Below are 22,050 nucleotides of genomic sequence, written 5' to 3' on the forward strand. Positions count from 1 at the left end.
AAAGATGAAAAAAATATTAGTCCCTGTAGATTTCTCGAAATATTCCGATTACGCCATGGAAGTGGCTGCTGGAATTGCTAAAAAACAAAACGCTGAAATTATTGCCTTGCATATGATGGGGCTTAGTGATGCGGTAGTAACAAGAAACGAATCGAGAGAGGTTTTTGAAGCAATGTACTATATGAGGCTTGCCGAAACAAAGTTTGCAGAACTTTTGGATAAAGATTACTTAGAAGGTGTTAAGGTAACCGATACAGTTCATAATTATACAATCTTCAGTGAAATAAATGATGTTGCTAAAGAAATGAACATAGATCTTATAGTAATGGGATCTCACGGAAGTTCTGGTTTAAAAGAAGTCTTTGTAGGTAGTAATACAGAGAAAGTAGTTCGTACTTCAGAAATTCCGGTTTTAGTGATAAAACATAGACACGAAAAATTTAATCCGAAATTGGGGGTTTTCGCCTGTGACTTTTTAGAAAATTCAGTTGGACCTTATAAACGTGCAAAAGAGGTTTTTGAAACTTTCGGAATAGATATGCAAATGCTGTATGTAAACCTAGCTGGAGATTTTCGCAGTACAAGAGAAATTGAAAAAAGAATTTTAGATTTTTTCAAATCTGCTGGAGAATCAAACCCTTTGGAAAGCTTGAACAGTGTGGCTCACTACAACGAATATTCTGTAGAAGCAGGAATATTTGGTTACAGCCAAATAGTTAATGCAGATATTATTTCTTTACCAACTCAAGGTAGACAAGGCTTAGCACACTTTTTCTCAGGAAGTATAGGGGAAGATGTAGTAAATCACTCAGATTTGCCAGTTATGACATTTAGAGTTTAGTTAGTTGCTATCGACATCAATTAACTTTAAAAAGCAGAAATTCACCAATTGAATTTCTGCTTTTCTTTTCTTTATTAAACGGTGTTTAACGCTATGTCAATCATCTTAGAAAAACTTCCTTCTCGTTCTTCAGAAGTCGTGGTTTTACCAGTTACTAGGGAGTCTGAAATAGTTAGAATAGACAAAGCTTTTACATTGTATTTTGCCGCAATGGTATAAAGCCCTGCAGTTTCCATCTCAACGCAAAGTACCCCATATTCAGCCCATTTTTTATAATCTTCAACATTGTCTTCGTAGAACTGATCGGTTGTAAGAATGTTTCCAGCTTTTATAGAAATGTTATTTTCTTTAGCATAAAGTACAGCTTTCATAAACAAATCGAAATCGACAGTAGGAGCGAAATCGGAGTTTGAAAACCGTAACTTATTGATGCCAGAATTTGATGAAGCTGCCATTGCAATTACTATATCGCGAACATTAATATCTTTTTTATAGCTACCTGCCGAACCTACTCTAAGTAAGTTTTTAACGCCATAATCGTTTATAAGTTCGTGACAATATATTAAGGCTGAAGGAACTCCCATTCCTGTACCTTGCACCGAAATACGCTTTCCTTTATAAGTGCCAGTATAACCATACATTCCGCGTACTTCGTTATAGCACTTAGCATCTTTTAAATACGTTTCAGCTATCCATTTCGCTCGTAAAGGGTCACCAGGAAGAAGAACAGATTCTGCAATTTCGCCTGCTTTGGCTTCAATATGTGTGCTCATTTGTATTTGTATTGTTAGATGTAACAATTTGAATTCCGGAAGAAGTTCCTATTCTACTCACGCCTAGATCGATGTATTTTTTTGCTGTTTTTGCGTCTCTAATGCCCCCCGAAGCTTTTATTTTTAATGTGTCACCTACAGTTTCAACCATTAATTTCACGGCATTCTCGGTCGCTCCGCCAGTGCCAAACCCTGTGGATGTTTTTACAAAATCTGCTCCGGCTGCTTTTGAAATTTTACAAGCGGTAAATATCTCGCTATTGGTTAAATAACAAGTCTCAAGAATTACTTTTAATACTTTATTTCCAATTGCCTTTTTTATATCTGAAATTTCTTTTTCAACAGCATCGAACATTTCAGATTTTAAAAATCCTAGGTTAAGCACCATGTCAATTTCATCGGCACCTTCTTTTACACAATGTTTTGCTTCAAATAATTTTGAATTGGCAGAATTCGCTCCCAAAGGAAAACCAACTACAGCAGCAATTTTTACATCGCTATTCTTTAGTTCGTTTTTAACCAATGAAATATAACAGCTATTCACACAAACAGCGTAAAAATTATACTCCTTAGCTTCATTACAAAGCTTGATTATATCATCTTTTGTTGCTGTGGCTTTAAGAAGGGTATGGTCTATATATTGATTTAATTCCATCAGTTTTTATGCTGATTGATAATAGAAATTAAATCATCTTTTTGCAAAACACCACTCTGACGCCATTTTTGCTCTCCATTACGGAATAAAATCATGGTAGGAACACCTCTCACTTGAAATTGTGCTGCAAGCGGTTGGTTTTTGTCAACGTCTATCTTTACGATTTTTACAGAATCACCAAGTTCATCTTTCACTTGTTTTAAAATAGGAGCTAACATTTTACAAGGCCCACACCAGTCAGCGAAAAAATCAACAAGAACAGGTGTTTCGGAGTTAATTATATCTTTAAAATTGCTTTTCATAGAATTTTTATAGGATTAAATCTGCCAAATAGTATTAGTATTTGGCTGTGAGTTAATACGATTTATATTTAAACGATAATTTAATATTTGAAGGCTAAATTATCATGTTTTATTTGCTAAATTTTCAAAAACTATACCGCTAAATTATAACATTAAAAGGTCCTTTTTATGCTTTCTAAGCACTGGCTTCAGCATTTCTAAAGGTATTTTAATAGAATACGTTCCAGTGTATGAAGGGCAAATAATGCAGTCGTCAAAATAGTATTCGACAACCATATCGTTTATTACAAAGTTATTTTTAGCGTTGAAAAAATCGTCGTCAGAGATTGTCCAACAATCGTAATACATTTCACCCGATTGGATTTTTTCTTTTAAAAATTCGTTTAAAATCTCTTGAACTTCTTCTTCTGTTCCGTCGTTAAAAAAATCTTCGAATTTTAAGAAAACTCCGCGCTCCAAATCAAAGTTTAAAGTCTCAAAAGTGTAAGCAGCATGGGCTGCACCCGTGTAGTGATTTTCTTTGTAGAAAAGCACACTTATTATTCTATCATTAAGATTATAGATTTTGTAATCTACACTTCGCAGTTCATTTTGCCTTGGAATTCCTAATGAATCACACAAGCGCTTTTCGTCTAAAATTTGCTTTTCTATTTCTTTAATGTCTAAATAATTCTTCTTGATATATTCATTGAAGTTCTCAAACTGTGGTTTGATTTTTTCATTTAGATAAGGGTATTTAAAATCTAATGTAAACCATTCATCTTTTTTTAAAATTGACTTAGAAACTAGTAATGTTTCCAATTCTTCTTTTTGATCCTTTTTTTCAAGTAGTTCTTTTCTTTTAATTTCTAGGGTTTGCTCCATCAACTTCAAGTCCTTATCTGAAACACTGAAAGAATCAGCACTTTTTTCAATTAGTTGTTCGTCTTCACTTTCAGTTTTTACTTTATTGGAGTCGTTCTTACAGGCAAGAAAAGTAAGAAAGACAAGGATTGGAAGAAGGTTTTTCATTTTAAATTTGGTTTGAATTATAAAAATAACGAAAGATTTTTATTGTAGAGAAGAAAGTAGGTTTAATTAAGAGTTATTCTTCAAGTAGTAATTTTAATTTGGCAAGCATTACAAGTTCGCTTTTGTTTTTACCTGAAAAAGAACTCGCAATAGCGTCAGCAGTTTTCCATATTAGTTTTTTTCGCTCTTCAGTAAAGAGTTTTGAATTTTCTTTTTTATAGTCGGCAAAACTATCGAAACAGTCGTTTGCATCAAGCTGTTCATAGTCGAACCAATCAAATACTATTTCAATTTGATGTGCAGCGTCTCCATGTAATGAATCTTTATCGTTATCAATGTTTTTCCATTTCTTTAGAACCATTTTTTTAAGAATATCATATTCTTCTTTGCGCACAACTTTATCAGCAGCTGCAATTGCGTAAAAGAGTTCTCCCATTTTTTGGTAAAAAAGCAATTGTGGTTTATTCATAATAGCCATAATTCTGTGGTTATAAAGTGTGTAAATCTAGTTTTAATTCATTTTAATTTTAATGATATAAATCAGTTAAGGGAAACTGATAAAATTCCTTACTTTTGTAAGGAATGAAGGTATTTGACGAAAAAAAAGGTAATATTTTTAAAATTCTTTCTGAAGCTATTTCAGAAGGAATTGTTATTGTTAACGACAAACATGAAATTGTAACCTCTAATGATGCAGGTGATAAAATGTTTGGTTACGAACACGGTGAATTAATTGGTAAAAACCTTAGTGTTTTAATACCCCAGGAATATAGGAGTAATCACCATGTTCAAGTTAACGAGTTTATGCAAAATAGCGACCCGAGACAAATGGGTCATGGTCGTGATTTATATGGAAAAAGAAAAGATGGCAGCACCTTTCCTGTTGAAGCTGGACTAAATCCATTTGAAGTTTATGGCAGCAAATATGTAATGGCTTTGGTTACAGATATTTCTGTTAGAAAACAACAGGAGTTGCAAATTAGAGAGCTCAACAATGAATTAGAACTGAAAATTGAAAAGCGAACACAAGCTTTAAAAGAAAGTATTATTGAACTCGAAAAAGAAGTAGTAAAAAGGAAAGATGCCGAAGATAAAATTAAAGAGTCTTTAAGAAAAGAACGAGAGTTAGGAGAGCTTAAAACAAAGTTCCTATCCTTAGTTTCACACGAATTTAAAACCCCATTAAGTGGAATCCTTACGTCTGCAACCTTGGTAGGGAAATACAAAGAGACTAGCCAACAAGACAAAAGAGAGAAACACTTAAAAACGATTCAAAATAAAGTAAAGTATCTTAATAATATCCTCAACGACTTTTTATCTATAGAGCGTCTAGAATCTGGGAGGGAAACTTATAAATACAGTACTTTTCCATTAAGTAAAGTAGTAAATGAAGTAATTTATAATGCTAATATGCTTTTAAAAGAAGGTCAGCAAATTAACTACCCAAAAAACATAGACGGCATACAAGTTTATTTTGATGAAAAAATTTTAGAATTATCACTAACCAACCTTATTAATAACGCCATAAAATATTCCCCAGAAAATACAAGTATTGATGTAATTGTAATGCCTCAGGAAGACTCTATGAGTATAAAAATTATCGATCAAGGGATTGGCATCCCTGCTAAAGAACAGAAATTTATTTTCAATAGGTATTTTAGAGCTGAAAATGCTTTGTTGAATCAAGGTACTGGCATTGGTTTAAATATTGTTAAAAGCCATCTAAACAATATAGGTGGTACTATAATCTTCGAAAGTGAAGAAAATAAGGGAAGTGCATTTACTATTACCTTCCCAAGTAAAATTCCAAAAAGTTAATATGAAGAAAATACTTCTAATTGAAGACGATACAGCACTAAGAGAAAATACGGCTGAGCTTTTAGAGCTATCAGATTATAATGTAATTACAGCTGCTAATGGCAGATTAGGGATTGAACAAGCTTTTAAGGAAATTCCCGATATTGTAGTATGTGATATTATGATGCCTGAAATTGACGGTTACGGCGTATTAGAGGCATTAGCTTCAAATGAAAGAACCACACATATACCTTTTATATTTCTTACCGCTAAAACCGAGCACAAAGAAATAAGAAAAGGAATGGATATGGGGGCAGATGATTACCTTACTAAACCATTTGATGAAGGGGATTTAATTAGTGCTATAGAAAGTAGATTGGCGAAATCTGCCATCTTATCTATGCGTACGAATGGCGCTGGTATAAATTTAGATGTAGTTGAAGATGAGGACGCCCCAAGGAATTTAAATCAGCTAAAAAATTATTTTTGCGATGAAGGTACCATTGCCAATTATAAAAAAGGTGATACTATTTATCGTGCTGGTGATCATTCAAATAACATTTTCTTACTGTTGAAGGGAGTTGTAAAAACTCATACAATGGACGATAATGTAAAAGAACTCATTACTGGATTATACAAAGCCGACGATTTTTTAGGGTTTACATCGTTTGAAGATAATTTACCTTATGCCGAGTCTGCTACAGCTGTAGAAGATGTAGAACTGGTTAGCTTGTCCAAAACATATCTAAAAGACATTTTAATAAAAAGTAAAGATGTTACTTTAGAATTAATGAATCTTCTTAGTGATAATTTAACCGAGATAAAGCAGCAATTAATAAGGATGGCCTATAGTTCGGTTAGGAAGAAAACTGCATCTACTATCATTCAGTTTGCTGAAATTATGAATAAAAACACTTCAGCACCATTGCGAATTTCGCGTAACGATTTAGCTGCAACTGCAGGAATAGCAACAGAAAGTTTAATTAGAACGCTATCTGAATTCAAGAAAAATGGAATTATAGAAATTGAAGGGCGTGATATCCACATTGTAGACCTAGAAAGGTTGAAGTTTATAGAATAACACCGTTACCTCTTTCAAAACTGATTTTTATCATTTCTAATATCAAAGCTTACGGATAACTTTGCCTGTGAGACTTTGGTAAAATGAAAAATATTTTAATTCCTACAGATTTTTCTAAAAATTCGCATAATGCAATTCGTTATGCGCTAGATTACTTTGCTGATATTCCAGTCAATTTTTACTTGCTTCATGTATCTTCAAATGAAATTCAAGAACCAAATGGAGAGGTTGAAGGTTTCACAGAATCTATCGCTGAAGTAACTACACTTCAAAATGCTTCCTCTAAACTTAAATCGTTAATTAACACCTGTAAAACATCCAAATTAAACCCTCAACATAAGTTCTATCCAATTGAAGACGACTTAAACTTAGTAGAAGCCATTCGCAAGCAGGTAATTGCGAAAGAAATAGATTATATTTTAATGGGAACCAGAGGAATGTCTGTTTCTAGTTCAAAAAGGCTAGGAAGTAATACCTGTGAAGTAATTACAAAGGTAAAATGTTCAATAATGGCTATTCCTGGTAATGCTAGATTTAGAAAAATAAGCAATGTTGCCTTTATAACTGATTATAACAATATATTTAGAAGTAAAATTATTTCGACACTTTCCGATAATTTGGAATTGCATAATTCGGCACTTCGTGTGCTTAATATACGTACACATAATCTAGGACTTAATAGCGAGCAAACCGACAATAAAGGATTTTTACACTATTCTTTTAGAGAAAAGAAACACAGTTTTCATTTTGTAGAAAATAAAGAACTAGAAACAGGGCTTAAAAATTTTATCGAAACTTGGGACATTAGTATGGTTTCCATTGTAGCTAAAAACTTAAATTTTATAGAGCGTTTGTTATTAAGGCCTGTGGCTAAATTAGTGAGTTATGAGCCAAATGTTCCGTTTTTAGTAATTCACGAATAGTTGATATTTATGAGCATTTATAATTAAAAAAAGAGCCAGATAGGTTTTTAAAACGGAAGTTTTAAAGTTTGTCTTCTTCTTTTTTTATAGGATGATCTTCATAAAAATCTTCAAATTTTTTATCTGTAGTGTAATAATCAGACAAAACGCTATAGACCGAAAATATCAATAATACTTCCCCTATAATAGTGAGGAAAAAAATATAATCGAATGAGAATCCTAAGGCTGCAAATATTGCAACTGTCGCCAATACTAAAGTAGTTAATACTAGATATGAAATAACAGAGAGTTTCATAACATTTTTAATTTAAAGTTACGAAAATCAAAACCTAATGTCTCATAATGAAACCTTAAATATCAGGTGTTTAGCTGATACTTATCATGTTTATTTCGGTAAGAAAAGCTTATATTTACGTATAAACCTCTAAATACTTTCTAATGCACAAAATTTTAATTCCTGTCGATTTTTCTAATAATTCCATGAATGCTGCTAAATATGCTGCCGAGCTTTTTAAGCACGGTCATTCTGAAATTTATCTTATTCACGCCTTTGCAGATAGGGTATATAATGAAAAATTGAATTTGCCAGATGCCGATTTTGACAGTTTAAAGGCAAAGACACTTAGTGATGTTGAAGAGAAATTAGCTAAAATGAAAAAGGATCTTTTCGCTTACTCACCAAATCCAAAACACAAAATTATTACAGTTGCTGAATTTGGTTTATTGGTGGATACGGTAAATGAATGGGTAGAAAGTAAAAATGCTGATATTGTAGTAATGGGAACACAAGGTGAAACCGACGATAAAAATATAACTTTTGGTAGTAATACACTTCAAGTTATTAAATACGTTAAATGCCCTGTTTTAGCTATTCCAGAAATCTATACCGATGTTCATCCAAAAAATATCTTATTTCCATCAGATTTCATGATTCCTTTTAAAAGAAGAGAATTAAAGTTATTAGGGTCACTAGCTAAATGCTTTGCTTCCAAGATTAACTTTCTGTACGTATCTAAATTTAATAACTTGTCTTTAAGGCAGCATGATAACAAAGCTTTTATGGAAGCTTGTTTAAGTGAAAATCAGATAGATTTTGTTCAAAAGGATAAAAAGAATGTAACTAAAGCTGTTAATAAATTTATTATAGAAAACCCTATCGATATGTTAGTTATGGTTAATACACGGCATTCTTATCTAGAAAATATCCTGTACAAGTCAACTATAGAAAAGATAGGTTTAAAAATTGATATTCCATTTTTAGTACTTCAAAACTTACCGCGTTAGTAAAATATTTAAGCGATCATTTATCTAATTATTCTTTGATATCTATGGAATTTTGAATAATTTATACTACCAAAACCACATAGGCTTCAAGGATTCATTTTAGATAAATTGAAGCTTAAACCACTAATTTTTTAGTCCATGAAAAAAATAATTGTCCCCTCAGATTTTTCTGAAAATGCATATGCTGCATTACACTATGCTTCAAAACTTTACGGTGATGAGCCTATGCATATAATAGTTTTACATTCCTATAGTTCGCAGAATAGAAATAATAACAATCTTGCAGGGCTAAGTGTTAAAGCAGAAAACGGTAAAATAAATCCTGAAGAAGAAAGTAAAAAGTTGCTTCAAAAAATTGAATTAAATACTCCGAAGCAAAAGCATAATTATGAATTTATTTTAACCCCCGAATCCTTGTCGAGTACCATCAATAAGATGGTTAAAAAGGATGAAATAAGCCTTGTTGTTATGGGAGATAAAGGACGTACCAGTGCAGAAGATGTATTGGTGGGGAGTACAACAATAAAAGTTTTAAAATCTCTAGAAAACTGTCCTTTACTCATTGTTCCAAATCACGTAAAGTTTGTAGTTCCTTTAAAGATTGGTTTCGCTAGCGATTACAAGGAGTTTTTTAGTTTTTCAAAATTTAAACCAATCACAAGACTTGTTAGACAATTTAATTCGCAAATTCACATTATTAATGTTGGATCGGAAAAAGAACTTGACAAAACACAAAAAGAAAACTACGACAAGTTTATAGTAGACTTAACTGAATACGATGTAGATTTTCACTTTGTACCGAAAAAGGGAAATATTTCTAATACCTTACATTCTGTTATAGCAAAAGAGGATATTGACTTATTTACAATCATACATCATAAACACAATTTTATAAAACAACTTTTCCGTGAGCCAGTGGTAAGCAGGATTGGAAAACACGATTATGTTCCACTTCTAGTAATTCCATCGAAGAGTAAATAAAAAATTGTAAATTAAGAATTTAAATAAACAGATATTATGAAGAAAAGAATATTAATACCCACAGATTTTTCACGCAATGCATTTAATGCTATTAAATATGCAATGGAACTATATAAACGCGAATATTGTGAATTTTTTATTCTAAACACATACTATCTATCAGGATACTCTAAAGACAATTTATTGAGTCCTCAGCCAACAGATAAAGACCTAAGCATTGTAAAAGAACGTTCTGAAAAGAATATTGAAAGATTAAAAATTCAAATGAGTTTTTATGAAGAAAACGAGAAACACAGTTTTAAATACTTTAGTGAGTTTGGACCTTTTTTCGAGGTAATGAAAAACGTTGTTGCCAGAGAAGACATAAAACTTGTTATAATGGGAACTCAAGGTGAAACAGATAATAAAACTGTCATCTTAGGAAGTAATGCTGTAAATGTGATGGAGAAAATTAGAAGTTGTCCAGTGTTGGCAATTCCATCTACAGTTTTATTTAAGGAGCCAAACGAAATAGTTTTTCCAACCAGTTTTAGAACGCATTATAAGGAAAAGGAACTGTCTACATTGGTAGAGATTTCTCGATTATTAAACGCGCCAATTCGCATTTTACACGTACAAAAAGGGAGGGCATTATCAAAACCACAAATAGACAATAAGTTACTATTAGAGAAAATATTAGAGCCAGCTTCATTTACACATCATAGGTTGTATAATGTAGATTTAAAAGATGGCGTTAGTTGTTTTGTTCAAAGTCGAGAAAGCGAAATGATTGCTATTGTAAATAAAAAACACAACTTTTTTGGCAGTATATTTTCAAACCCTATGGTGAAAGAACTTGGTAAGCATACTAATGTTCCACTATTAGCAATGCACGATTTAAGAACATAAAATTTTAGAGTGGGGTTCAAAACACAAATAAACTTTTAGCTATGCATAAAAATATATTAATTCCTACAGATTATTCGCGAAATGCATTTAATGCTATTGTGTATGCTTTTGGGCTTTTTAAAAACATAGATTGTACATTCTATATTTTTCACTCTTATTTTTTGCAGCATTCCGCTCGTGGAAACTTCTTATTTCCAGAACCAGAACCATCTGAGTATGATGCCGCAGCAAGACATTCAGCAGAGAAAATGATTTTTCTTAAAAATAAGGTAAATCTGTTAGCTGATAATCCTAGACACACAATATACTACGATCACAAATTTGGATCTTTTATAGATTTGATAGAAGAAAAGGTGAAGAAAAATGATATTGATCTAATAGTTATGGGAACCCGTGGTGTAACTAATGATGGAGAAGTTGCCTATGGAAGAAATTCGGTAAATATCATGGAAAATATCAGGGATTGTGCCGTTCTCGCAATTCCTTCTAATATATCCTACAGAGATATTAATGAAATTGTATTTCCAACCAATTTTAAAAGTCTTTATATCGAAAGTGAGATGAAAACCTTTGTGAAAATTGCAAAGCAAGGTAAATCTCCAATTCGTATTTTACATATTGGGAAAGAAGCCAATCTTACTGAAAGACAAAAAAATAACCGAATTCAACTAGAAAACCATTTTAAAGGCTTAGAATTTACACATCACTGGCTTGATAAAGTTGGGATTAAAGAAGGACTGCTTTCGTTTGTTGATGAACGTAAAAGTGGGATGATAGCTTTTGTAAATAGAAAACATTGGTTTTTTGGCAGTGCCTTTACAAATCCTTTGGTTAAAAGCCTTGGTGTACATTCTAAAGTGCCAATATTGGCGCTACACGATTCCAGAACATAGTTAAATTACAAAAATAATGGTTGTTGAAGTTATTAAGCATTCTGGAGAGCGGACAGATTTTTCAATCGATAAATTGAAATCTTCACTTCGAAAAAGTGGTGCGGATGAGGCATTGGTTAATGAAATTTCAAACAACGTCCGCGACGAGTTATATCAGGGCATTTCAACAAAAGAAATATATAATCGTGCCTTTGCTCTTCTTAAAAAAGAGAAGAAAGGATATGCTTCAAAATACAAACTAAAAAAAGCAATTTACGAGTTAGGACCTACGGGATTTCCTTTTGAAAAATTTATAGCTGCCTTGTTGTTTTATAGTGGCTATAAAGTAAAAACTGGGCAGTTTTTACAAGGAAAATGCGTCCTTCATGAGGTTGATGTTGTTGCACGTAAAAACGACCAATTTATTGTTGTAGAATGTAAGTTTCACAGTGATGAAGGTCGAAATTGTAATGTGAAAATTCCACTGTATATCCATTCCCGATATCGAGATATTTTAAATAATTATAACGATAAAAATGAAGCAGAAAAGCCAACTGAAGGATGGGTGGTTACTAATACTCGTTTTACAGAAGATGCTTTACAATACGGGAAATGTGCAGGGCTTTATTTGTTAAGTTGGGATTATCCAAAAGACAACGGTATTAGAGACCGAATAGATCGATTGGGGCTTTACCCAATTACTGCTTCAACCTTAATGAGTCAGCGAGAAAAGCAGTTTTTGCTCAGTCGTGATATAGTGCTTTGCAAACAATTAATAAACGATGATTTTTACTTAGACCACTTGGGTATTTCTGAAAACAGACAAGCTCGAATTTTAGAAGAGATAAAAATCTTATGTAAACACAACTAGTTTTGCAAAAGATAAAAGTTCATTTTTTAGGTGCAACTGGAACGGTAACAGGTTCTAAGTTTTATATTGAAACTCCAGAGCAAAATATTTTAATTGACTGTGGAATGTTTCAAGGGGTAAAGGAGATGCGGGAGAAAAACTGGGAAGATTTACCTATAGCTATTTCTGCAATAGACGTTGTATTATTAACGCATGGGCATTTAGATCACACAGGATATTTACCAAGATTGGTGAAAAATGGATATAGAGGTAAGATTATTGGAACTGCACCAACTTTAGCAATCGCAAAAATTATACTGTTAGACAGTGCAAAAATTCACGAGGAAGAAGCTGAAAGGGCAAATGAAGAAGGATATTCTAAACATTCACCTGCCGAGCCATTTTACACTTTACAAGAAGCTGAGGTTACCTTAGGCTTTTTCCAATCGGAAGAAAGGGACCAATGGATTCAACTTTCAGAAAACATTAAATATAGATTTAAGTATAACGGGCATATAATTGGAGCTACTTTTATTGAATTAGATATTTTCGGTAAAACTTTTGTCTTCTCAGGAGATATTGGTCGCGAACACGATTTGTTGCTCTCTCCACCCGAAAAACCAAAATGGGCCGACTATCTATTTATTGAAAGCACCTATGGAAATAAACTTCATCCGCAAGAAAGTGTTTCAGATAAATTGGTAGAACTCATCACTAAAACTATTCACAATAGAGGAAATCTTATAATTCCATCATTTGCTGTAGAACGGCTACAGACTTTGATGTTTTTGCTTTGGAAATTGTACAATGAAAACCGAATTCCAAACATTCCAATATTTATTGATAGTCCAATGGGAAATAATGTGCTATCGGTATTTCAGAATTTTTCAGACTGGCACAAAATACCAATGAAAGATTTTAATGCAATGAGTAAAAGGATGAATATAATTACATCCTATAAAGAGACTTGGGAAACAATTGATAACCCGCAACCCAAGGTAGTTATTGCTGGAAGTGGAATGGTTACTGGAGGTAGAGTATTAACGTATCTTAAACAAATGATCGATAAAACAAATACTTCCGTTTTGTTAGTTGGTTACCAAGCTGAAGGTACTCGTGGGCGCCAGATGTTAGAAGGAGCTCACGAATTAAAATTCTTTGGAAAATATCACCCCGTGAAGGCAGAGATACACCATATTGAAAGTCTTTCCGCCCACGCAGATCAGCAAGGGCTTCTATATTGGACGAGTGAAATTAAAAACATACCAGAGCAAACATTTTTAATTCACGGAGAGCCCACAGCACAAGATGTTCTTCGCCTAAAACTTCAAGATACTTATGGTTGGAAGGTTTCAATTCCTAAGCTATTTGATGTTAAGGAAATTTTAGTGTAAATGATTTATTTTGAAGTGATTTGATTGGATGTCAGAAACGTTTTGAATCTATTCTGCATTCTCAAATATATTTTCAAATTGTGATGGTTATTAGTTTTTTAAATTTCTAATTTTGTTTCAGCCTTGAAAAAGCTCATCACTAATTTTAAAAAAGTTGAATTATTGGTTAGGTTCTAGCCTTTATCGGCTATTATTTTAAAGATAAACTATGAAAGAATTCTGGCACAAGCACAATTTAAGAGTTCACTATAAGCAAACAGACCAGATGGGAGTGGTACATCACGCCAATTACGTCACTTGGTTTGAAATTGGTCGTACAGAAATGATGCGTTCCAACGGGCTTCCTTACAGCAAAATGGAAAGTATGGGCTTAATGCTGCCTGTTTTAGATGTTCAAGTTAAATATCATAAACCCGCACTTTACGATGAGGCTATCGGGATATTTACAAAGATAAAAAGTCAATCCGCCGTTAGATTAGAATTCTATTATGAAGCAAGACGACTAGGAAAAGCAGGTACGCCTTTGTCTTTAGATGAAAATATAGAGGGAGAACCTGAAGGAGAACTTCTGGCATCTGGAACATCGCTGCATATGTGGTTGGATAAAAGCTGGAAACCAGTTAGGCTAAATAGTAGGGCGCCTGAAGTTTATCAGCTAATTCAAAATATATCGATAGATTCTATTCCATAATGTTCATTAGAAAATATATTGTAAAAAGCTGTGTAACATTTCTTTATTAAAGATTACACAGCTTTTTTATTTCACTTAGAACCCTTTTCTGTCGTATTGGGGAGAGTCCTATTTTTTCAAGTAAATAAGAAGACTCGTATAATTCTTTAGTTAGAATAACATTTTTTTCGATAAGAAGATGCTTTTCCTTCTTTGTCAAAGTTGTTAGGGTGGTAATAGGGTAGAGGGTATATTTATCTATATTGTGTTTAATTCCATTGTTATCAGGATAATCCCAACTCATTAAATGCAATCCAACACATTCGGAATAATCAATTGCGTCTTTCGAAAAACGTGTGTTAGTAATTAACCATCCTTGTTTTAAATGAGATTTTTTCTCAGGATCATTGTTCCATCGCCTTTGAATATCTAAAAATCGAGAGTTAATATATAGCGGCACTTTTACATTACTTACAGCCCTAGGATCTGCATGAAATTTACATTCTACAGTGTAAGCATTACCATCTTTCTCAGCTAGAACATCAACTTCGTGTGTTATACATTCACCTTGTAAAGTAATTCCAACCTGCGTTGTATAACCATGGTGCTTCAGAACGGCGCCAATTAAACTTTCAAAAGGGAATCCTGTAGGACCTAAATCTAAAATAGCCCGTTTTAGACTGTATTTAGAAGCTGAAACGCGGTTGAGTTTTTTTAGTATAGAATACGCTGTTTTGTAAATTTCTTTAGACTTCATTCCGTCGTAAAGCGTAGGCATAATCTTATCCACTACCTGATCTATTTCGCTTTCAGAAGCCTTACTTCTTCTAAGTGAATTTTTTAATTTTTCAACTTTAAACTCTTCAATGTCACCGTTGAATTTTTCTATTTTTATATCCATTTTCCCCATAGTATTATATTACTCTAAATATCTGTAAAAAATCCTTCAAACAAACCTTATTTAGAAATGTAGAACTTCTATTCATACAAATCAATATGAATCTGTCTGTTTACAACATATTCAAAATTTGATAATTATAATGTCTATTTAGTGATTTTAGTGAATATCATTTGAGTTTATAGAATATTAAATAAGCTTTATAGGTTAAATGTTTTAAATAGCAAGATGTTAATTCCCGCTAGGTAATTCCATTAAGTGTTTAAGCTAATGAAGACTTTGAATTATTTTAAAATATGCTTATTGCCCTATTCAAAATAGTTAAAATATCCATCCAGATTTTCCTTAATACTTTTTTTAATTTTTGCACCTTCGTCTACAGTTGTAACCTTTCCTAAAGCTTCAATTTTCTCGATTAGCGGATGTAAGAATACGTGTAAATTATCGTGAGATGGTCCTTCCATAGTACACTCCTTAACAACGAAGTTTTTTACTTCATTTAAGTTAGAAGCTAAAGCGTGGTAACCCTCAGTGGTTTTAGTTTCAGTAGACTTAAGCATATCCAACATTTTATTTACTCCTTCAGTAGTTTCAATATTTGCTTCCCACTTATCGCCGTTGTCTAGTTTTATTTCATCTACCCAAGCATTGTTTAAAGAATGCATTTCGGCAGCTACTTCTTCGTGGTTAGCGTGCGAATTGGAAGTATCGTGCTCGTGCATTTCTTCAATACTAGTAGTTACATCTTTTGTTTTAGTTTCGTTACAGCTCACTAATAAAGCTGAAATGATTGCTAATGATAAAATTGTATTTTTCATAATATTTATATTTTTTGATTTTTCTTGTTTAACTGTTTGAAAATTTAACTTTTAACAAATCACGGGATTTTTATATCAAAAAGTTATGATTATAATCATATTCAGGTTTATTGAAACCACATATTTTTATTCCAACTATTTTATTTTCAATTAATTTAAAAAAGAGAAGCGTATATTTACATAAAGTTAGTCTAGATATTGCTTTTCTAATTTTAATTCGATGAAAAACATATTATTCCTTTTGGTATTGGTAATTCTTTTTGCTAGTTGCTCGAGTAGTCGCTTGGTAGACGAATACATTAATAAGGAGAGCCCGAATTTCCAAACTCAAAAGGTATTGGTAGTGGGGTTAACCCCGGATGGAGGTTTGCAACGCCAATTTGAATACAGTCTAGTAAAAGCTTTAAAAGATGAAAATATAATAGCAGTTAAAAGTGTGGATTATTTTGAAAGTAATGTGAACGACATTGATCAATCTGAAGAGAATTTAGAAAATCTTAAAATGCAATTATTAAACGAAAGTTTTGATGCAGTACTCTTGTCAAAAATAGTAGGGCAGGAGAATAAGGTTACTATGGCGCAATCTTATAGAAATCTCACAAGATCTTTTCAGTCATTTAATGATTACTACAATGAAAATAGAGTAGTTTATGAAAATGACCAAGTTGAAGATTATCCAGTTTATAATACAGAAACATCCTTGTTTTGTCTTTGCCCAGGTAGGAACAACGATTTAATATGGAGAGGAAAAATAGACATAGTAAATCCTCCTACTGCAGCTACTTCAATTCGAGATTATGTAAATACTCTGTTGCAAGCACTTAAAAAGAACAACCTGCTAAATTTAAGGTAGATTTCTTAAAATCAATTTCTAAATATCAACAGAGGAACCTTAGAACTGTAGCTGATTTTGGAAGTTTCTGATCCAAATATAAAACGGTCTAACAAACTTTTTCTCTCTACAAACATAGCGTGAAGTTGAACAGGAATTAATTGTGTAAAGGCATCAATCGCAACAGCAGAAGGAATATTCTTAATACAAAAACGCTCTATATTTATACCTTTAAAAAGATCGATATAATTACCTTTTAGTGAATTAGCTTCTACATTGTTTTCTTCTATTTCCAATATTTTTAGGGTTGAATCGTGTTTTCGAACTATATCTAAAATTACTCCTAAAGCATCAGTTTTTAGTTCATACTGATAATTTACAGACAGTAAAACGGATTCAATTTTATTATAAACATATCCTTCAGGAATTGCTAAAACTGGACAGTTTGCTTTTCTGATTAGTTTTAATGTATTACTGCCAAATACAACTTCTTCAGCTCCAGTTGCTCCATTTGTGCCCATGATAATAAGTTCAATATTATTTAAACTTACTGCTTGATTTACGGCATCAACTATATTGTCGAAATCAATTTTCGGGACAAAAGTGAAGTTTTCATTTTCAGATTGCGATTCACAATGGCGAATTAACTTTTCAAGTTCTTTTTTATTATCGTTTAAAATCCCATCATAAACTGAATCTCCTGCAGCGCCATATAAAACATCTGCAGTTATATATCCTGTTGGTTTTTGTGAATTTAAAATATGAAATGTAACAGTTTCTTCTTCAAAAAGCTTCAATGAGTATTCGATTGCATTTTTTGAATTTTTAGAAAAGTCTGTAGGTAAAAGTATATTTTTCATAAGCTATTCTTTACTCAAATTTATGGACAAAGATTGTTTTAAAGAATGATTAATGTCATTAATATTTAGATTTTCAATTTTTAAATTACAACACAATTTACCGAAGACATTTAATTTTACAATAAATGACCAAAAGGTCGTAAATATGATAAATATCATTTTACAAGCCTCCATTTTAAAATACATTTGTTCTATAATTTAATTCTAACAACTATGAAAAACATAATTAAATCGATGGCTGCACTCGTAATATTACTCCTAGTAAGTTGCGGTGGAAAAGAAGAGAAAAAGAAAGAAGGAATTCAAATTGGTCAAAAACCAGCTCCAACTGAGACTCCAAAAGAAACACCAACTTCAACTGTTAAGCCTTCTGAAACAATAGACCTTACTAATAAAGGAATTGGTCCTATTAAAAACGTAGATCTTTCTGCTGAGGTTGACGATGCAATGGCTGCCAAAGGTTTAGATTTATTTAAATCAAAATGTATGGCTTGTCACAAAGTTGACAAAAAGTTTATTGGTCCAGCTCCAACAGGAATTCTTGAAAGACGTACTCCAGAGTGGGTAATGAATATGATACTTGATCCAGAAGGAATGGTTCAAAACGACCCTTTAGCAAAAGCTTTATTACAAGAGTTTAACGGTTCGCCAATGGCCAATCAGAGCTTAACTGAAGAAGAAGCAAGACAAGTACTAGAATATTTTAGAACTCTATAGTATTAGTTAACTAACCAGATTTCCCTTGCAGAGCTGTAAGTTCTGCAGGGGTTCTTAAAAGTAAAGCTGTAATTCTATACAATCCTAATACTAAGCAGAAAGGGCTGAACGACACGGAATGGAGCACTTAGTAGATAATGTATTCTTACTGGCAAATTAGTTTTAAAACAATGTAATTTAAATAATAGACCAATGAAAAAATCAATTAATATTTTAATCTCCGCAATTATGGTAGCCGGTTTGGTTAGCTGTAATGATGGCGGAACAAAAAAGAGCAAAAGTGGAGGCCAAGGAGGTTTGGCAACCAATGCTGCTGAAAGGGTGTATGTGGCTCCCGGAGAGCATGACGAATTCTACGGATTTATGTCTGGAGGATTTAGTGGACAACTAGGTGTGTACGGTCTACCATCAGGGCGTTTGTTAAAAGTACTTCCAGTATTCTCTCAAAACCCAGAAAATGGTTGGGGATATACTGAAGAAACTAAACCGATGTTAAATACATCTTTCGGGTTTGTACCTTGGGATGACTCTCACCACCCTGATATTTCTCAAACTGAAGGAGTACTAGATGGACGTTGGATATTTATTAATGGAAACAACACTCCGCGTATCGCTCGTATAGGTTTAGAAAGTTTTAAAACTGAAGAAATTATTGAAATCCCAAATAGTGCGGGTAACCACAGTTCTTCATTTATTACTGAAAATACTGAGTATGTAGTTGCAGGAACACGTTTCTCTGTGCCAGTGCCTCAGAAAGATATGTCTATTAATGAATACAAGGGTAATTTTAAAGGTGCCTTAACTTTTATTAAAGTAGATCAAGAAACAGGAAGAATGAATATTAAATTCCAGCTAATGATGCCTGGATTTAACTACGATCTTTCTCACCCAGGACGTGATAAGAGTCATGGTTGGTTCTTCTTTACTACATATAATACTGAAGAAGCTCACTCTTTATTGGAAGTAAACGCTTCACAAAACGATAAAGACTTTATTGCGGCTGTAAACTGGAAAAAAATTGAAGAATACGTAAATAATGGTGGTGGTAAAAAGGTACCTGCAAGATATGCACACAACATCTTAGATGAGCATACGCATACTGCAACTTCTACTATGATTGATAAGGTTCTTACTGTAGATCCATTAGAAGTGCCAGGAGCAGTTTACTTCCTGCCAACTCCAAAATCTCCTCACGGATGTGACGTAGATCCTACTGGAGAATACATTATCGGTAACGGAAAACTTTCTGCAGATTTAACTGTTCACAGTTTTACTAAAATGCTTGATGCAATCGAAAACAAGAAATTTGATGGGGAAGCTTATGGTATTCCAATTCTAAACTTCGAGGATATTCTTGCTGGAGTTGTAAAACAACCAGGATTAGGACCATTACACACTGAATTTGATGGGAAAGGAAATGCTTATACTACCTTCTTTATTTCTTCTGAAGTTGTAAAATGGAAAGTAGGAACTTGGGAAGTATTAGACCGTCAACCAGTATTTTATTCTGTAGGTCACGGGATGATTCCTGGAGGAAACTCACGTAAGCCATTTGGAAAATACTTTGTAGCCTTAAACAAAATTACAAAAGACAGATACTTGCCAACTGGTCCTGAACTTACTCAATCTGCTCAATTATTTGATATCACTGGAGATAAAATGGAATTACTGTTAGACTTCCCTACTATTGGTGAACCTCACTACGCAGCTGCTATTCCTGCAGAAATGGTAGCTCCAAAGTCTAGAAAGATTTTTAAATTAGCAGAAAACAAACACAAATATGCAGTACTAGACAACAGCGATGTTAGAGTAGAGCGCGATGGTAAAGAAGTTCATATTTATATGAATATGATTAGAAGTCACTTTAACCCTGATAATATTGAAGGTGTAAAAGTGGGTGACAAAGTATATTTCCATATTACAAACCACGAACAAGACTTTGATGTACCTCACGGTTTCGCAGTAATTGGTGCGAATAATGCCGAAATGCTAATTATGCCAGGAGCAACCGAAACTTTAGTTTGGGAACCAAAACAAGTAGGTGTATGGCCATTCTATTGTACCGACTTCTGTTCTGCACTTCACCAAGAAATGCAAGGATATGTAAGAGTTAGCCCAGCTGATTCGGATATTGAATTGTCTTGGACTTTAGGTGAAGATTAAAAGTTGTTTTTAGTAGTGAAAATACATATTAGTGATTAGTAGTATTTTCAGTGAAGACGGGGGTTGTTGATTTCCCCCGTCTTTTTTAAAGATGTTAAATTCTAAAATTTATTCTTCTCACATCTCACATCTCACATCTCACATCTAATATCTAATATCTCAAATCTCTAAAAAAATGAAAAAAGCAGGAATAATAATGATAATTGGCTCCTTGTTATTATTGGGTCTATTTAAATTCCCATTGTGGAATATTATGCTTGGTGCACCACAATACCCAGATCCGTTAGGAATGGATATTTACATTCAAGGAATTCAAGGGGTTGAAGAATTTGATATTCAAAATATTGACGGACTTAACCACTATATCGGGATGAAGCCAATCCCTAAAGTAGAAGAAATGTGGGAGTTTGATGTGTTTCCAAAAGTTGTCGGACTTATGATAGCCCTTGGAGTAATCATCGGGATTCTTGGCTTCCTAGGAAAACTAAGTTATAAATGGTTCTTGGGCTGGTTTATTGTTATGTCTATTCTCGGTTTATTAGGAATGTACGATTTTAACTTGTGGCTAATAGACTACGGAACTGATCTCGACCCAAAAGCTATCATGAAATTGGAAAACCTAGACGGTACTCCTATGACCTATAAACCACCACTTATTGGTTATCAAAAAATGTTGAATTTCGATGTAGATTCTTGGCCAGGAGTTGGGGCCTATATGATCTTTATTGGGATGTTACTTACTGTAGTAGCCTTCTTTGTAGGGAAAAAAGAATATAATAAATAAAGCTTCTCCTTTTTAACTCGCGTTCAATGTGAGAAATACGATAAAGAGGAATACAGATGGAGTTCCCGATTTTATAGGGGACGGAAGTGGTAAACTTATAAACTTATATAATCATGAAAGTCATACAATTATTTTTAATTTCATTGTTATTCGTAGCGTGTAATGTTAGCCCGCAGCCCATTAATTACGGATCTGATGCTTGTCATTACTGCGATATGACTATTGTAGATAGACGGCACGCTTCACAAATGGTTACGGCTAAAGGTAAAGTTTATAAATATGATGCTATTGAGTGTATGGTTCATTCCTTACAAGATGAATTTAAGGACACAGAAATGGCGCATAAAATAGTAGCTAACCTAAATAGTCCAGGTGAATTGATTGATGCTTCAAACGCTTCATATTTGGTGAGTGAAAACTTGCAAAGTCCTATGGGAGCAAACCTATCTGCATTTGCAAATACCGAAGAGGCTCAAAAAGCAAAAGAAAAGTTTACTGGTGAAATATATAGTTGGGATGATATTCAAAAACACTTAAAGTTGAAATAGAAAATGACTTCAGCAGTTTTTTATCAACTTTACGGCACTATGAAGCCTTGCTGAAGTCATTTTTTTAATTCCTAAATCGATTGAGTTACAGGCTTAGTATTGCTAAAT

General features: G+C 33.0%; 25 protein-coding genes. 16 read left to right on the forward strand and 9 right to left on the reverse strand.

Going from position 1 to position 22,050, the window contains the following annotated elements:
• Positions 1-4 precede the first annotated feature (4 nt).
• A complete protein-coding gene (locus tag FHP04_RS12605; protein WP_139856494.1) occupies positions 5-841 on the forward strand; it encodes a universal stress protein in 837 nt (278 codons plus the stop codon).
• Between the two features lie 74 nt (positions 842-915).
• Here FHP04_RS12605 and deoD read toward each other — a convergent pair whose 3' ends face one another.
• The 5 genes from deoD to FHP04_RS12630 form a co-directional block, all read right to left on the reverse strand.
• Positions 916-1,614 carry a purine-nucleoside phosphorylase gene (deoD, locus tag FHP04_RS12610; protein WP_139856495.1) on the reverse strand — a complete coding sequence of 233 codons (699 nt, stop codon included), beginning with the start codon at positions 1,612-1,614 and terminating at the stop codon, positions 916-918.
• Positions 1,598-2,269, reverse strand: a complete 672-nt coding sequence (gene deoC, locus FHP04_RS12615; protein WP_139856496.1) for a deoxyribose-phosphate aldolase — start codon at positions 2,267-2,269, stop codon at positions 1,598-1,600. Before deoC ends, deoD begins: the two co-directional genes overlap by 17 nt.
• The gene (gene trxA / locus FHP04_RS12620; RefSeq protein WP_139856497.1) at positions 2,269-2,571 is read right to left on the reverse strand and encodes a thioredoxin; all 303 of its coding nucleotides are present in this window, start codon (positions 2,569-2,571) and stop codon (positions 2,269-2,271) included. The genes deoC and trxA overlap by 1 nt, the downstream gene beginning before the upstream one ends.
• A gap of 144 nt (positions 2,572-2,715) precedes the next feature.
• Positions 2,716-3,582 carry a DUF3298 and DUF4163 domain-containing protein gene (locus FHP04_RS12625; RefSeq protein WP_139856498.1) on the reverse strand — a complete coding sequence of 289 codons (867 nt, stop codon included), beginning with the start codon at positions 3,580-3,582 and terminating at the stop codon, positions 2,716-2,718.
• 73 nt (positions 3,583-3,655) lie between these two features.
• On the reverse strand, positions 3,656-4,018 hold the full coding sequence (locus FHP04_RS12630; protein WP_246051430.1) for a hypothetical protein: 363 nt from the start codon (positions 4,016-4,018) through the stop codon (positions 3,656-3,658).
• A 146-nt stretch (positions 4,019-4,164) separates the two neighbouring features.
• Here FHP04_RS12630 and FHP04_RS12635 point away from each other — a divergent pair, with 146 nt between their 5' ends.
• From FHP04_RS12635 to FHP04_RS12645, 3 genes are all read left to right on the forward strand, one after another.
• Positions 4,165-5,400, forward strand: coding sequence for a PAS domain-containing sensor histidine kinase (locus FHP04_RS12635; protein ID WP_139856500.1), 1,236 nt, complete (start codon positions 4,165-4,167; stop codon positions 5,398-5,400).
• A 1-nt stretch (position 5,401) separates the two neighbouring features.
• Positions 5,402-6,460, forward strand: a complete 1,059-nt coding sequence (locus tag FHP04_RS12640; protein ID WP_139856501.1) for a response regulator — start codon at positions 5,402-5,404, stop codon at positions 6,458-6,460.
• An 83-nt stretch (positions 6,461-6,543) separates the two neighbouring features.
• Positions 6,544-7,383 (forward strand): universal stress protein, encoded by an 840-nt coding sequence (locus FHP04_RS12645; RefSeq protein ID WP_139856502.1) that lies wholly within the window; start codon positions 6,544-6,546, stop codon positions 7,381-7,383.
• A 61-nt stretch (positions 7,384-7,444) separates the two neighbouring features.
• Here the strand turns inward: FHP04_RS12645 and FHP04_RS12650 are convergent, their stop codons facing one another.
• Entirely contained in the window at positions 7,445-7,678 is a 234-nt protein-coding gene (locus tag FHP04_RS12650) for a hypothetical protein (RefSeq protein WP_139856503.1), read from the reverse strand.
• Between the two features lie 143 nt (positions 7,679-7,821).
• Between FHP04_RS12650 and FHP04_RS12655 the strand changes: the two genes are divergently transcribed.
• From FHP04_RS12655 to FHP04_RS12685, 7 genes are all read left to right on the forward strand, one after another.
• Positions 7,822-8,667: a universal stress protein gene (locus FHP04_RS12655; RefSeq protein WP_139856504.1), complete on the forward strand. Its 846-nt coding sequence runs from the start codon at positions 7,822-7,824 to the stop codon at positions 8,665-8,667.
• Between the two features lie 138 nt (positions 8,668-8,805).
• Positions 8,806-9,648: a universal stress protein gene (locus FHP04_RS12660; RefSeq protein ID WP_139856505.1), complete on the forward strand. Its 843-nt coding sequence runs from the start codon at positions 8,806-8,808 to the stop codon at positions 9,646-9,648.
• A 36-nt stretch (positions 9,649-9,684) separates the two neighbouring features.
• Complete coding sequence (locus FHP04_RS12665; RefSeq protein ID WP_139856506.1) at positions 9,685-10,536, forward strand: universal stress protein; 852 nt, start codon at positions 9,685-9,687, stop codon at positions 10,534-10,536.
• 41 nt (positions 10,537-10,577) lie between these two features.
• A complete protein-coding gene (locus FHP04_RS12670; RefSeq protein WP_139856507.1) occupies positions 10,578-11,429 on the forward strand; it encodes a universal stress protein in 852 nt (283 codons plus the stop codon).
• Between the two features lie 16 nt (positions 11,430-11,445).
• Positions 11,446-12,279, forward strand: a complete 834-nt coding sequence (locus tag FHP04_RS12675) for an ATP cone domain-containing protein (protein WP_139856508.1) — start codon at positions 11,446-11,448, stop codon at positions 12,277-12,279.
• 2 nt (positions 12,280-12,281) lie between these two features.
• Positions 12,282-13,652 carry an MBL fold metallo-hydrolase RNA specificity domain-containing protein gene (locus FHP04_RS12680; RefSeq protein WP_139856509.1) on the forward strand — a complete coding sequence of 457 codons (1,371 nt, stop codon included), beginning with the start codon at positions 12,282-12,284 and terminating at the stop codon, positions 13,650-13,652.
• Between the two features lie 208 nt (positions 13,653-13,860).
• Complete coding sequence (locus tag FHP04_RS12685) at positions 13,861-14,343, forward strand: acyl-CoA thioesterase (protein ID WP_139856510.1); 483 nt, start codon at positions 13,861-13,863, stop codon at positions 14,341-14,343.
• Between the two features lie 46 nt (positions 14,344-14,389).
• On the opposite strand, the gene FHP04_RS12690 is transcribed toward FHP04_RS12685, so the two are convergent.
• Entirely contained in the window at positions 14,390-15,223 is an 834-nt protein-coding gene (locus FHP04_RS12690) for an ATP cone domain-containing protein (protein WP_317129569.1), read from the reverse strand.
• 305 nt (positions 15,224-15,528) lie between these two features.
• Positions 15,529-16,038 carry a hypothetical protein gene (locus FHP04_RS12695; RefSeq protein WP_139856512.1) on the reverse strand — a complete coding sequence of 170 codons (510 nt, stop codon included), beginning with the start codon at positions 16,036-16,038 and terminating at the stop codon, positions 15,529-15,531.
• A gap of 220 nt (positions 16,039-16,258) precedes the next feature.
• Here FHP04_RS12695 and FHP04_RS12700 point away from each other — a divergent pair, with 220 nt between their 5' ends.
• Positions 16,259-16,891 carry a hypothetical protein gene (locus tag FHP04_RS12700; RefSeq protein WP_139856513.1) on the forward strand — a complete coding sequence of 211 codons (633 nt, stop codon included), beginning with the start codon at positions 16,259-16,261 and terminating at the stop codon, positions 16,889-16,891.
• Between the two features lie 11 nt (positions 16,892-16,902).
• On the opposite strand, the gene FHP04_RS12705 is transcribed toward FHP04_RS12700, so the two are convergent.
• On the reverse strand, positions 16,903-17,730 hold the full coding sequence (locus tag FHP04_RS12705) for a universal stress protein (protein ID WP_139856514.1): 828 nt from the start codon (positions 17,728-17,730) through the stop codon (positions 16,903-16,905).
• A gap of 213 nt (positions 17,731-17,943) precedes the next feature.
• Here FHP04_RS12705 and FHP04_RS12710 point away from each other — a divergent pair, with 213 nt between their 5' ends.
• From FHP04_RS12710 to FHP04_RS12725, 4 genes are all read left to right on the forward strand, one after another.
• Positions 17,944-18,447, forward strand: coding sequence for a c-type cytochrome (locus tag FHP04_RS12710; RefSeq protein WP_139856515.1), 504 nt, complete (start codon positions 17,944-17,946; stop codon positions 18,445-18,447).
• 192 nt (positions 18,448-18,639) lie between these two features.
• Positions 18,640-20,610, forward strand: coding sequence for a Sec-dependent nitrous-oxide reductase (gene nosZ / locus FHP04_RS12715; RefSeq protein ID WP_139856516.1), 1,971 nt, complete (start codon positions 18,640-18,642; stop codon positions 20,608-20,610).
• Between the two features lie 175 nt (positions 20,611-20,785).
• The gene (locus FHP04_RS12720) at positions 20,786-21,394 is read left to right on the forward strand and encodes a hypothetical protein (RefSeq protein ID WP_139856517.1); all 609 of its coding nucleotides are present in this window, start codon (positions 20,786-20,788) and stop codon (positions 21,392-21,394) included.
• Between the two features lie 113 nt (positions 21,395-21,507).
• Positions 21,508-21,942, forward strand: coding sequence for a nitrous oxide reductase accessory protein NosL (locus FHP04_RS12725; RefSeq protein ID WP_139856518.1), 435 nt, complete (start codon positions 21,508-21,510; stop codon positions 21,940-21,942).
• Positions 21,943-22,050: the final 108 nt, after the last annotated feature.

This window comes from Aequorivita sinensis, from assembly GCF_006346335.1.
Taxonomy (GTDB): Bacteria; Bacteroidota; Bacteroidia; order Flavobacteriales; family Flavobacteriaceae; genus Aequorivita; species Aequorivita sinensis.